This is a genomic window from Brotocaccenecus cirricatena (genome assembly GCF_020687045.1).
Classification (GTDB): domain Bacteria; phylum Bacillota; class Clostridia; order Oscillospirales; family Oscillospiraceae; genus Vescimonas; species Vescimonas cirricatena.
The window spans coordinates 1-12,795 of record NZ_JAJEPW010000068.1; the positions used below are offsets into that span (position 1 = coordinate 1).

At 57.3% G+C, this 12,795-nt stretch carries 11 protein-coding genes and 1 pseudogene; 3 read left to right on the top strand and 9 right to left on the bottom strand.

All coding sequences use genetic code 11. From position 1 onward, the window contains the following. A pseudogene (locus LKD37_RS14825) lies at positions 1-880 on the top strand (MobQ family relaxase); the annotation flags it as partial. A 39-nt stretch (positions 881-919) separates the two neighbouring features. Here the strand turns inward: LKD37_RS14825 and LKD37_RS14830 are convergent. After that, a complete protein-coding gene (locus tag LKD37_RS14830) occupies positions 920-1,162 on the bottom strand; it encodes a helix-turn-helix domain-containing protein (protein WP_213540303.1) in 243 nt (80 codons plus the stop codon). A gap of 147 nt (positions 1,163-1,309) precedes the next feature. Between LKD37_RS14830 and LKD37_RS14835 the strand changes: the two genes are divergently transcribed. Continuing rightward, positions 1,310-1,897, top strand: coding sequence for a recombinase family protein (locus LKD37_RS14835; protein WP_213540302.1), 588 nt, complete (start codon positions 1,310-1,312; stop codon positions 1,895-1,897). Between the two features lie 102 nt (positions 1,898-1,999). On the opposite strand, the gene LKD37_RS14840 is transcribed toward LKD37_RS14835, so the two are convergent. From LKD37_RS14840 to LKD37_RS14875, 8 genes are read right to left on the bottom strand one after another with little or no spacing between them, the layout of a single operon-like run. Further along, positions 2,000-2,548 (bottom strand): GNAT family N-acetyltransferase, encoded by a 549-nt coding sequence (locus LKD37_RS14840; protein ID WP_213541552.1) that lies wholly within the window; start codon positions 2,546-2,548, stop codon positions 2,000-2,002. A gap of 57 nt (positions 2,549-2,605) precedes the next feature. Continuing rightward, positions 2,606-3,352, bottom strand: coding sequence for an N-acetyltransferase (locus tag LKD37_RS14845; RefSeq protein WP_302929898.1), 747 nt, complete (start codon positions 3,350-3,352; stop codon positions 2,606-2,608). After that, positions 3,318-3,686, bottom strand: coding sequence for a TfoX/Sxy family protein (locus LKD37_RS14850; RefSeq protein WP_213541553.1), 369 nt, complete (start codon positions 3,684-3,686; stop codon positions 3,318-3,320). The genes LKD37_RS14845 and LKD37_RS14850 overlap by 35 nt, the downstream gene beginning before the upstream one ends. 13 nt (positions 3,687-3,699) lie before the next feature. After that, positions 3,700-4,326, bottom strand: a complete 627-nt coding sequence (locus LKD37_RS14855; protein WP_213541554.1) for a GNAT family N-acetyltransferase — start codon at positions 4,324-4,326, stop codon at positions 3,700-3,702. 11 nt (positions 4,327-4,337) lie between these two features. After that, positions 4,338-4,928: an ATP-dependent Clp protease proteolytic subunit gene (locus LKD37_RS14860; RefSeq protein ID WP_213540300.1), complete on the bottom strand. Its 591-nt coding sequence runs from the start codon at positions 4,926-4,928 to the stop codon at positions 4,338-4,340. A gap of 6 nt (positions 4,929-4,934) precedes the next feature. Continuing rightward, positions 4,935-5,540, bottom strand: coding sequence for a DUF998 domain-containing protein (locus LKD37_RS14865; protein WP_306414504.1), 606 nt, complete (start codon positions 5,538-5,540; stop codon positions 4,935-4,937). 50 nt (positions 5,541-5,590) lie between these two features. Continuing rightward, entirely contained in the window at positions 5,591-5,824 is a 234-nt protein-coding gene (locus LKD37_RS14870; protein ID WP_213540298.1) for a GNAT family N-acetyltransferase, read from the bottom strand. After that, complete coding sequence (locus LKD37_RS14875) at positions 5,821-6,426, bottom strand: TetR/AcrR family transcriptional regulator (RefSeq protein WP_302929899.1); 606 nt, start codon at positions 6,424-6,426, stop codon at positions 5,821-5,823. The genes LKD37_RS14870 and LKD37_RS14875 overlap by 4 nt, the downstream gene beginning before the upstream one ends. 253 nt (positions 6,427-6,679) lie before the next feature. On the opposite strand from LKD37_RS14875, the gene LKD37_RS14880 reads away from it, so the two are divergent. Next, positions 6,680-12,691, top strand: a complete 6,012-nt coding sequence (locus LKD37_RS14880) for a S8 family serine peptidase (RefSeq protein ID WP_302929900.1) — start codon at positions 6,680-6,682, stop codon at positions 12,689-12,691. The last annotated feature ends 104 nt before the right edge of the window (positions 12,692-12,795 follow it).

Below are 12,795 nucleotides of genomic sequence, written 5' to 3' on the forward strand. Positions count from 1 at the left end.
TCATGAGGGCGTGACGGCACGGGCGCTGGAGCGGAAAGGGATCATCGCTGACCGCTGCGAGATCAACCGGCAGATCAAGGCGGACAATGCCCTGCTACGGGAGCTGAAAGCTGAAATCAAAAAGTTGACCGCACTGGTCGCCCGCACCGTACCGGCCATTGCGGAGGGGCTGGAGAAGCTGCGCAGCCGGGTGCTGATCTTCTGTTATCAGCTCTCGCATATTCGCGGTGGCAAATCGCATATTCAAAAATCTCTCGCCGTATGGAAGCCGGAGCTGGAGCGTTACACCGGTCTGGTGCAGCAAATCAAGAAAAAGAGCAAGGAGCGCAAAGCGCTGGTTGCTGAGAAAAAGGAATTGCCAATATACCATGTGAAACGCCACAAAACGCTGGCTGTCTGCATTACCGAGCTGACAGAAGATTTGGAAGAACTCCGTTCCGAAAAGGCACTCCTTTTGCAAAGATTTGAGTATGCGGAGGATGCAGGCGCTGAGGCGTTCCGCAAGGATATTGCCACCATGGAGGCCGGTCTAAAAAAGCTGGAGGCGCAGGAGCAGAAATACTCTGCCGAGTTGGATAAGGCTTTGGATGAATACGCTGAACTGAAAGCGCAGGCTGCGGATTTTGACCCGGTAGAGCTGTACAAAGCACGGCAGGTCATTCGCCCTGCGCTGGAAAAGGCAGTCAAAAAGCAATTAGAGGACACCATGCAGGAGAAGCCATCTCTTATTGTGCTGCTCAGCGCCAAGCAGGAAGCATCGCGTCTGCTTGGAGAGGACACAGAAGAACGGCAAGTGCGACAGCTCATTATGCGGCGGCAGAAAGAACAGAGAACAGTTCCGCAAAATCAGTCCAAGAAAAAAGAGCATTGGGAGAGATAACGTCAGGCGGCGGCGGCATCGTAGCAGTCGCCGCCCATATTATTCGATCTCCTGCTCCAACTCGGTAAACAGATTTGACGCAAAAAACTCCTGAATCGTGATACCCAAGCCATCGCATAGCTTTTTGATGGTTGAAATCGTTGCACTGTTGTTGCGTCCTCTGACAATATTATTGACAGTCGATTGCGTGACACCGCTCATGTTGCACAGTTTGTTGATGGAAATATCCCGCTCCCGACATAACTCTATAATTCTCTCTTTAACAGCTTCTCCAATATTCATAGTACTTTCTCCTTTTATAGAGAAAGCATATCCGAATGCACTTGAAAAGATTAACCCTTTTGAGTTATAATTATCTCAAAAGGGTTAATCGGGAAATTTTGGCGGCTGGCTTACAATCTATTCATTCAATGGATTGGAGGTCGGATTATGAACTATGGCTATGCGAGGGTCTCGTCAAAGGAGCAAAACGAGCAGCGTCAAATGATTGCGCTGACGGCGTTTGGGATCGCCAAAAAGAATATTTACATGGACAAGCAGTCCGGAAAAGACTTTGACCGTCCCCGATACAAGCGTCTCGTAAAAAAGCTGCACCCCGGCGATCTGCTGGTCATTCAGAGTATTGACCGGTTGGGCCGCAACTATGGGGAGATTCTGGAGCAGTGGCGAGTCATCACCAAGGAAAAGCGGGTGGACATCGTTGTTCTGGACATGCCTCTGCTGGATACGCGGGCCCGGGGCCAAGACTTGACGGGTACCTTCATCGCCGACTTGGTGCTGCAAATTCTATCCTATGTGGCGCAGACAGAGCGGGAGATGATCCGCAAGCGGCAGGCAGAGGGAATTGCAGCAGCCAAGGCCCGGGGCGTGAAGTTCGGGCGGAGGCCGCTGCCCTTGCCAGAGTCATATGAAGATGTGCGTCAAAAATGGGAAAGCGGCCAGCTCTCAGCCAGAGCCGCCGCCATCGCATTGGGCGTGTCGCACAGTACATTCTTAAAATGGACACGATACAAGTAGGGATTGGATGGAAAAGTACAAATGGTCTTCCAATGGCAGGTTCATAGGTATAATCCGCCTTTCTGCGAAAGGCACCGACGGGGTTATGAAACCGAGGGGTGCTTAAGAATCGAGTTCAAGCCTCATAAGAACAAGCGTTTGCCAGCCGCTTCTTGCACGGAAACCTCTTGGATTGCGACCATATTCCTGAAATCCGACCGATTCATACAGCCGGACAGCAGATGCGTTCTCTGCTACGACCTCCAGCTCTATTTGCAGGTATCCCGCTTGCTTCGCGCATTCGATGCACGCAAGCGTAAGAGCCTTCCCGATGCCGCGCCCCCAGTAGGCTTTTTCAATGGCGATGCCGAAGTCCGCACGATGGCGAATCTTTTCCTTGTCATCAATCGGATCAATGCCCGCTGTTCCGGCAATCCTGGCGTCAACGAACGCCGCAATTTCGATGGCATTTTTGCTTTCGCTGCGCGCCTTCAAAAATTTTGCTTCCTCTTGGACGGTGAACGAATTTTCCTCCGGATAGGTCAGAAAATAGTCCGTTTCTGCATGCGTGAGATCAAAAGTGCGGAGCACTTCGGCGGCATCAGCTTCACCCGCTCCGCGAAGAAGGCATTTCGCGCCGTCCTTTAAGATAATTTCTTTTTCGTATTGCAATGGTTATTGCCTCCTGCTATCTTTTCGACGGCATCGCATGCTTGCATTTCGCTACAATCAGTTTTGCAAGCCCGCCAGCGCCAGGAATTTTTTATCCGACTGAATACTCTGTGTCAGAAACTGACCGTCCCGGAACAGGGCATAGGTCGTGACCGGTGCGGGTACATTCTGTGCAGATTCTTTGTCAGTGATATGGATGGCCTTGAACGGGATACCATGTTCCTTCGCCACCTCCTGCACCCTTGGTACCCAATAATAGGTGTAGGGACACTGATCGGTGTAATACAGAACAAAACCGTTATCTTCAATCGCCGGATGCTTCGCGCATTCCCGGAACTTCGGCATCTGTGCAGTCGGTTCAATGGAAAGGTACATGAGATTGATCCCGCAGTCGGATATGTCTGCCACACGGAACCCTTTGTAGGCAAGGAATTTCGGGTCAGCAAGAAATTCCCGCTTCCTGCCCTCCGCGCACAGAATGCAAATACCTTTCTTCCCCTGCGCCTTGGCATCACGGATGCACGCCTCCAGCAGATCATTTGAGTATCCGTGTCCCTTCATGGAACCGGATACCCAGAGACAGTCAATGTAGAGATAGCCGTCTGCCTCAATAGGCACCCATGCGTTTTCAGCCGGAATGTATTCGATAAAGCATTTACCGCGTTCTTCGCTGCGATAGAAAACAAGTCCATCATCAAAGCGCTGCCGCAGCCATTCTTTTTTTTCGACGCTCTGCTTACCGGACATGGCGCAGCAGATATGTTCCTTGTCAATATTTTCTTTTGTGATCCGAATATAGTTCATCGGTTATTCCTCCAATGCCGTTGTTCTTTCGTTTTGGCGATGGCAATTCATCGAACATTGCCTCAAAGAGCTCTGTAAGAAACACTTTGCTATCAACTTCATCCACCAGCAGCATTTCTTTCGCTCCCTCATACGGGAGCTCACAGATTGCCGCAGGCATAAGTTCCAGAGCGGATCTTGTTTTCTTTACAAGCAGTCGATCATCATAGATTCCACCGACGATTTTACCTCGGTAATAGAGGATAAATTCTCCCATCATAGGACGGTAAGAAATATCGTCCAGATCGGATAGCTGTTCCAGAATGAAATGAAGATACTCTTTACCGGATGCCATTTTTTCCTCCTGTTCAGAACAGTTGCCCCGTCAGCTTCCGCTTTTCCTTCTTCGGAAAAGTCGCTTCAAATCGTTCAAAGCCCTCCGGGTCTTTCTCACAGACAAAATATCCCACTGGGTCTTTGTAGGTGCCGGAGATACCGTCCAAAAAACCGGGCGTCAGCTCCTTGATGAGAAAATAATCCGCTTCAGGGTCGTCGGCATAGCGGATACCCTTTATTTTGGCAGGCACAAAGCCGGACTTGCCGTAAAAGTCAATATTGCCGGTGATGGCAAGTGCTCCTGCACCCATTTCCTTGGCTTTTTCCATGGAATAGTCCAGCAGCTTCTTTCCGTAGCCCTGCCGCTTGTATGCGGGCGCAATGCCGATGGGGCCGAAGGTCATGATCGGCACCTTTCTTCCGTCATCGCAGTCGATTTCCGACCACACATAGATGACCTGCCCGATCAGCTCGCCGTCCAGCTCCATGACGAAGTCCAGCTCCGGCACAAATGCCGGGTCATCCCGATAGCAGTGCAGCACATAGTACTCCATGCAGCCGGGGCGGTAGACATTCCAAAAGGCCTCGCGGGTCAGGTTTTCAACATTGCGATAGTCATCTTTGGTTTCCAAACGAATGGTGATCTTCTTTTCTGACATGGCGTTTCTCCTTATCTCTTGTCAATAATTTTGTCGATCAGCCCGTAAGCAAGGGCTTCCTGCGCCGACATGTAGTTGTCGCGCTCCGTATCGGCGGCAACCTGTGCAAAGGTTTTTCCCGTATTCTCGGAAAGAATGCGGGTCAGCCGCTGTTTGGTTTTCTGCATTTGTTCGGTCACGATCTGAATATCCGTGACCGGGCCGTGTACGCCGTTCCCAGCGATCAGCGGCTGGTGGATCATGTTTTCCGCATTCGGCAGTGCGATCCGCTTGCCCTTTGCGCCGCCTGCTAACAGGAAAGCGCCGAAGCTCGCGGCCAGACCGATGCAGATGGTGGACACGTCGCACTTGAGATACTGCATGGTGTCGTAAATCGCAAACCCGGCCGTGACCGAGCCTCCGGGGCTGTTGATGTAGAACTGAATATCCTTGTCTGGGTCTTGTGCTTCCAGAAACAGCATCTGCTCGACGATGGAACTGGCGGATGCGTCCGTTACTTCCTCACCGAGAAAAACAATTCGGTCGGAGAGGAGCCGGGAAAAAATGTCGTAGCTACGTTCGCCGCGACTGGTTTGTTCGATCACATAGGGAATGATGCTCATATATGTTTACTCCTTGATTTCTTTTGGTTTCATACAAAACAGGTGAATGCCAAGCGCCGCATTGAAGCCTGTTGCAGCAAACACGCTGAAACGCTCGACCACGCCGAAATACTCGGCAGGGACGATTTTCATACCCATTGCGCCCACAAGCATCATGGCCAATGCGACAGCGGCGCAGACACCATAAGAACGACAGTTTTTGCTCTTGGCTCCTGCGACGATGATCATGGTCAGTGATACGATGGACAGCAGCACCACCAAAGCGGTTGTGACCATGTGCATCACATCCTGAAAGGCCCCGGCATAGCCGTTGCTACTGAGCGGGAACATCCGATACCCGACCGCCGAGATCCACTCCATGATGGCGAACAGATAAATGCCCGAACGGAGCAGCTTGGTTTTCTGTCCTTGGATGCCGATACAGACGACGGTCGCGCAAACGACCTCGCACGCATTGTAAAGGGCGCTCAGCTGATTCCAGAGTGCCAGCGATGGCGCATTGGCGGCACTCAGGTCGCTGACAGCCTGTGCCATCCAGTTATAGCCGGGATAGGTCAGCGGCGCAAACACGACCGCCGCCGTGTACGAAAGAAAGCTGACAACGCCCAGCAGCCCTAATTATTGAGTCAAAGATCGCTTCATTTTATCGCTCCCTGTGCTTATCAAGTTTGGCTTTCCCAAAAGCACCGATAGGGCTGAAAGCCTGCTGCCGCATAGAATTTCTGCGCCGACTCATTGAATGTCCAGACATCCAGTGTCACCTGATCAAAATCTCGATGTTTTGCTTGCGCTTTGCAAATGTCAGCAAAAGGATTGAATCGACACGGTGAGATGTGCCGCATGGGCAGCGCAAAGATCACAAGCCCGATCCACGAAAAGGATACCTTCAGATTCATAAAGCAACACCGGCTTTCACAGCAAATTCAGGCAGCTTTGCGGGCTTTCCATAAATGGCAATCAGCGCGCGGAACTCCCGGCGGAACGCCTCACGCAGCTCTGCCTCCGTCAGGTGCAGATGATCCGTATTGGCGAGAATCGCCAGTCCGTAGGTAAAGTAGATCATATCCTGATGAAAGCGGCGTGCGACGTCCTCCGCATATCCGAATTCATCGACGATCACGCCGATGACCTCCTGCATCAGAACATCGCTTTGATATGCCCCTGGCTGTTCGCCCTCCAGATAGAGCCAGCGGAACAGCTGCTTTTCCTCGGCAGCGAATTTAACGAAGCCCATGCCGTAGCTGCTGTAGCGGCTGTCGTTTCCTTCGTGGGCGCACAGAGAATCCCGCACGCGCTGTGTGTGCAGTTCGATCGCACGCTGCGTCAGCGCGGCCTTCAGTTCGTCCATGTTCTTGAATGAAAAGTAGATCGGCTGCGTGGAGCAGCCCAGTTTTTTGGCGACGCTGCGGGCATTGATGGCGGAAAAGCCGTCGTCACGCAATACCTCCACCGCAGCGTCGATGATCTGTTCCTTTGAAACTTTTCTGACTGCCGGCATAAGCACCATCCTTGTATAATAACACTGCGTTATATATAACGAAGTGTTATTGTATCTTGTGGGACGTGATTTATCAAGCGGCATGTTATTCTCCTGTTTCAATGGAGAAAACCCGGAAGTTCCACCCGGCATAGCTTGACACCGCTGCGGTAAAGTGCTATAATAACGGCAGTCATCCCATGACCATAGAACATTCATTGTCCTATAAAGAATGCAGAACATGGGAGTTCAACACAAGGGAGGAATGTATAACATGAAACGAGTGATCGCACTGCTGCTGACGCTGGTCATGCTGCTGGGCCTGGTGCCCACGGCTCTGGCCGCCGAAGCCGCCGCCCCCGACGGGACCGTGGTGAAGGCGGAGGAGGTCAGCGGCACCCCCCGGCTGGACGCCATGGCGGAGAACGACTCTGCGGCGGAAACCACCCAGCCCACCGGGCATCAGCCCGATGATATGGTGACCATCCTCGTGGAGCTGGAGCGCGCTCCCGTGCTGGAGGGCTTTGCCGCGAAGAAAACGGCTTCCACCAGCTCTGCCGGTGCGGAGATCGCCGCCTATCTTGCCGGCGGCCGCGCGGAGAAACAGGATGCCGCCATTCGCCGGGATCAGAAAAAGGTCTTTGCCGAGATCCAGGCGGCCCAGCCCGCCGCTCTCCAGGCGGAGGGCACCTCCACTGCCGGCGCCCCTGAGCTGATGGAGCAGTGGACGGTGCTCTTTAACGGCATGGCCGTCCGCGCCCCCTATGGCATGCTGGATACCATCCGCAGTCTGAAGGGCGTGAAGTCCGCCCATGTGCAGCATGTTTACAGTCAGCCCGCCTCTCCGGCCACCAATGCCGGTGTGGCAGGCTACAGCTATGACATGGTCCACCTGCAGGAGGTCTGGAACAAGGGCTACACCGGCAAGGGAATGCTGGTGGCCGTGGTGGATTCCGGCCTGGACATGGAGTATTCCAGCTGGTGGAGCGATGAGGAGGGCGCCAACGTCACCGGTCTGCGCCGGGTCCACGAGGCCTTCCGGGACGACTCCTTCTACTCCCACCTCAGCGACAGCGACCTGCGCTATAGCAAGGAGTCCCTGCTGGCCTTCCTGAACGGCCGCCAGCTCAATGCCAATAGGCTGAGCCCCGCCTCCAACGAGGCCATGTACAAGACCCGCAAGGTTCCCTTCGCCTTTGACTACGCCGGAGACGCCGACCCCTATACCGGCGAGATCATCAGCGGCGACGTAAACGTCCGCAACAGCGGCAGCAACCACGGCACCCACGTCTCCGGCACCGTGGCGGGCTTTGTCCAGAGCCAGGAGGGCGAGGTCCTCTTCTCCGGCGTAGCCCCCGATGCCCAGCTGATGATGATGAAGGTCTTTGCCGACGGCGGCAACTCCGGCGCCACGGAAAGCGCCATTCTCAACGCCCTGGAGGACGCCATGACCTTGGGCGCCGACGCCGTGAACCTGTCTCTGGGCTCCGACAACGGCTTTGCCTATGATGACACCGCCATCCACGGCGTTTATGCCCGGCTGGAGCAGGCCGGCGTCATTCTGATGACCGCCGCCGGCAACAGCGAAAACTCCCCCGCCCAGGGCAATGAGCGGGGCGGCCTGAACCTGGCGGAGGACCCGGATATCTCCATGATGTCCTCTCCCGCCGTCTACCCCTCCAACCTGGCGGTGGCCTCCATCAACAGCACCATCAACATGCAGAGTGTGCTGAGCTGGAACGACGCCCAGGGCCAGAGCCATACCGTGCCCTTCTCCGACCCCAACGAAGTGGCCATGAAGGGGAAGTTCCCCGAGAGCCAGAGCTTCGTTGTGTATGACGCGGGCTACGGCACCTACATGGACTACTACAACGCCGGATTCAGCAACGGCTACAACGGCGGCAAGACGGGTATTGCCCTGGTCAAGCGCGGCAGCGCAGACGGCAGCACCCTCTCCTTCGCCGACAAGATCAACAATGCCAGCAGCTTCTCCGGCACCAACTACATGGGCGAGAGCTACGGCGTGCTGGCTGTGCTGGTTTATGACAGCGACCCCGCCGCCACCACGCTTATCAACATGAACACGGACAACACCTCGCTGACCTCCGCCTTTATTTCCGGCGTGGACGGCGCGGCCATGATCGATGCGCTGAACGCCGGGCAGGAGGTCCGCATCACCGTTCACCAGCAGGACCAGCTGTCCGACTGGGAGGAGGGCGGCCAGATGTCCTCCTTCACCTCCTGGGGCAGCGGCTCCGGACTGGAGCTGAAGCCCGAGATCACCGCCCCCGGCGGCAACATCTGGTCCACCGTGATGGACAGCAGCTATGTGGAGGGCGCCGGGAAGTACGATGACTATACCGGGTCCTACAGTCTGATGAGCGGCACCTCCATGGCGACGCCCCATATGGCGGGCCTGGCCGCGCTGGTGGAGCAGTATGTCAAGTCCCAGCATCCCCAGCAGGACGCCGCCGCCAGCGCCGACCTGACCAACCATCTGCTGGTGAGCACCGCCGTGCCCCAGCAGGAGAACGGCGTATACGTCTCTCCCCGCCGCCAGGGCGCCGGCCTTGTGAACGCAGCCGCGGCCATTTCCACCCCTGCCTACATCGATGTGGACGGCAAGCTGGTGGGCAAGCTGGAGCTGGGCGACGATCCCGGCTGGAGCGGCAGCTATGATCTGGACTTCCGGGTGGAGAACCTGGGCAGCGACACCCTGAGCTACAGCATGAAGGCCGTGCTTCTGCGGCCGGATACCGCAGAGCAGGACGGCAAGACCATGGTCCTTGCCAGCGATGTGCTGATCCGTGAGGTGGATCTGGGCAGCGTCAGCGTGCCCGCCGGCGGCACACAGGTCAGCCGGACCGTTTCCCTCACCGCTTCCGACATCGCCGCCATCCGCGACCTGTTCCCCAACGGCAGCTATGTGGAGGGCTTTGTGATCCTCACCGCCGCCGACGGCTCCGCGCCTCAGATCGGCATGCCCCTGCTGGCCTTCCTGGGCGACTGGACCTCTGCCCCCATCCTGGACCGCGCCAACTGGTTCGACGAGCCCCAGGACGGCGAAAACGTGATGAACAACGACTGTACCCTGGGCGTCAACGTGGTGGGCAGTACCATCCGCAGCGCCGGGGAAGTGGTGAACTTCCTGAACCTGGGCCAGAACATCTTTGATACCGACATTGCCGCCGAGAGCAAGCAGACAGTTTTCCACCAGGAGAACTTTGCCATCTCCCCGGACGGCAGCGGCTATTTCGACGCCATTGACGACCTTGAGCTCTATCAGCTGCGGGATGCCAAGCTCTTTGTCACCGAGGTCCGGAACAAGAACACCAACGAGCTCTATTTCCGCACCTTCAACACCTATGTGCCCCGCAGCGTCTATCAGGCCGGCTACGGCGTGGTCCTGCCCATGTCCCTTTACTACTTCACGGATGCCTGGGACGGAACGGACCTGAACGGCGACGTCCTGCCCAACGGCACCCAGTGCGTTTACACCATTACCGCCTATGGCGAGGGTGACTACGGTGACACCGTGGACAATGAGGAGCTGGGCCGTCCGGTGACGGACTTCGAGTCCTTCGTGGACGGCAAGGAGCCCACCTTCAACGGCCACAAAATGGACAAGACCGGCGACGTGCTCTCCTTCGACGTGCTGGTGGACACCCAGGCCCCCAAGCTGGAGAACAACGCCGTGACCTTCTATCAGAAGGATGGCCGCACCTATATGCAGGGCACCGTCTATGACGAGGACGGCTCCCTGGCCTCCGTGGCGGTCCACGCCCAGGTGAGCCGGACCTATACCGACTCCACCGGCCGGGAAATCACCGAGTACAACATCGATCTGCTGAATCCCCTGTATTCCCAGAGCATTTATGACGCCGATACCCACACCTTCACCTTCACCGCAGATGTGACGGAGTATCGCGGCAGCTACAACTGGACCGGCAACGTGTATCTCTCCTGCGGCGACTATGCGGCCAATGACCGCACCTATGCCATCAAGGTGGACGCCTCCCAGGGCCTGACCCTGTCCCAGACATCCGCCCGCCTGCACCCCGGCCAGAGCTTTGACCTCAGCGTGAACAACAACACCGGCTCCACGGCGCCCATCACCCGCACCTCCAGCAACCCCGAGGTGGCCACGGTGGATGAGTTCGGTCATGTGGTGGCTGTGGCTCCCGGCCAGGCCATCATCACCGTGTCCAACGGCACCTACTCCGCCCTGTGCGTCATAGCGGTGGAGGCATCCTCCACGGAGGTGAAGGACTTCAAGCTGTCCATGGACCACTTCTCCGGCCTGAAGCCCAACGGCGCCATCACCGTCCGGGTGGTGGACCTGCAGCCCGCCGATGTGGAGATCTATCAGAATCAGTGGCTGGTATATGAGGACGACGAGGACTGGGCGGGCCTGGTCAGCGTCTCCCAGAACAGCAGCGACGCGCTGGAGGGCCTTATCGACCTGAACTATCAGGCCTCCGCGGACAAGATCCCCTCCGGAACCGGCCATCTGGACGTCACCATCAACGGTGTTACCCGGACCATGACCTTTGACTGGGAGGACGTCTATCAGACCTCCGACCAGGAGGACCTGCAGTCCGACGCCTACTACAACGAGCAGACCTATTACGTCACCGCCGGTGAGACCGCCAGCCTCATCGCCCGGTATCGCCAGACCCACTCCTTCTCCGATGTGAAGCTGTACACGGCCCAGGGGTATGTTTCCGGCGGCAGCGACAATCCCACCACCGCCGCCACCGGCCTGGTGCTGGACGGCCCGGACTTTGTCCTCTCCGGCAGCGAGCCCTGGCGCGGCAGATTGGTGAACACCGAGGGCTATGCCCTGCCGGAGTCCATCCATGTGGTTTACCGCTATGATTACGGCTATGAGTATGAGCTGACGGAAAACGCCATGTACAATGGCTATACCTATGACCGTACCACCGGCGATATCGTCGTGTCCGCCCCCTACGGCTCCTCCACCACGGTGGTGATCCGGGCAGACGGCACGGAGAAGGCCGGTAATCCGGCGGGTGACCTCTCCGGCGTCACCTATGACCGTCCCGACAGCACCTACGGTCCCTTCAACTGGACGGTGACGGAGGGCGGCGGCAAGCTGGAGACCGCCGAGGACGTCAACGTTAACGGCACCCGCAAGAACGTTGCCTATTACACCCCCTCGGAGCCCGGCGTCAGCTATCTGACCGCCACCACCAAGGACGGGCAGTATCATGTGAACTTCGCCGTGGTCTGCCTGCCGGTGCAGGCCAATACCCTGCGCCTGGATGATACCCGGGCCACCCTGCATCCCCTGGAGACTCTGGCGCTGAACGCGACGCTGACTCCTACCCCCACCCGGGCGGAGGACGCCGCGCTGACCTGGACCTCCTTCAACCCCGAGGTAGCCACCGTGGATGAAAACGGCGTTGTCACCGCCCACAAGCCCGGCTACGCTTACATCAAGGTGTCCACCGATATCAACACCAGCGTCACCGCCTACTGCGTGGTGGAGGTATTGCCTGGTCAGGGCTATACCGTGACTCTGGACGCCAACGGCGGCATGGTGAAGCCCGACTCCGTCAGCGTCCAGTACGGCATAGCTGTGGGCCAGCTGCCTGTGCCCGTCCGTGAGGGCTATACCTTCGACGGCTGGTATGACGAAAACGGTGCGCAGTACACCGAGGACACCATATATGCCATCGCCGGAGACGCCACCCTCACTGCCCGCTGGACCGCCAATATCTACGAGATCACCCTGGACGCCAACGGCGGCGTCACCGACGTGGCCCTGGTCCAGGTGACCTTCGGCCAGGCCGTGGGCGCCCTGCCCACACCTACCCGGGAGGGCTATGTGTTCCTGGGCTGGTTCGACGAGGTGGGCAGCCGCTATGATGCTTCCACCGTCTACAGCACAGCCGATGGTGTGACCCTCACCGCCCGCTGGGGTCAGGAGGACAGCACCTTCACCATTACCCTGAACGCCAATGGCGGCAAGGTGGAGCCCTCTGCTCTGGCGGTGGTATACGGTCAGGCTGTGGGCACCCTGCCCGTACCCACCCGGGAGGGCTATACCTTCGGCGGCTGGTACGACAAGGACGGCAACCGCTACGACGCCTCCAGCGTGTACAGCGTCAAGGGTGACACGACCCTGACGGCCCGCTGGATCGAAAACAGTGTCCAGACCGGCGACGGGTTCCCCATCTTCCTGCTGAGCGGCGCGATGATGGCGGCTGCCGCAGGCGCTGTGATGCTCCTGCTGAAGCGGCGGAAGCTCATGGGCGAATAAACAGACCGGAAGTGCTTCTGCACAGGCTGTTATAAAAGGCTCTCCGGCACATGTGCGCCGGAGAGCCGGGAAACGAAACAAGCCAAGGCCGGCAGGTCAATGAC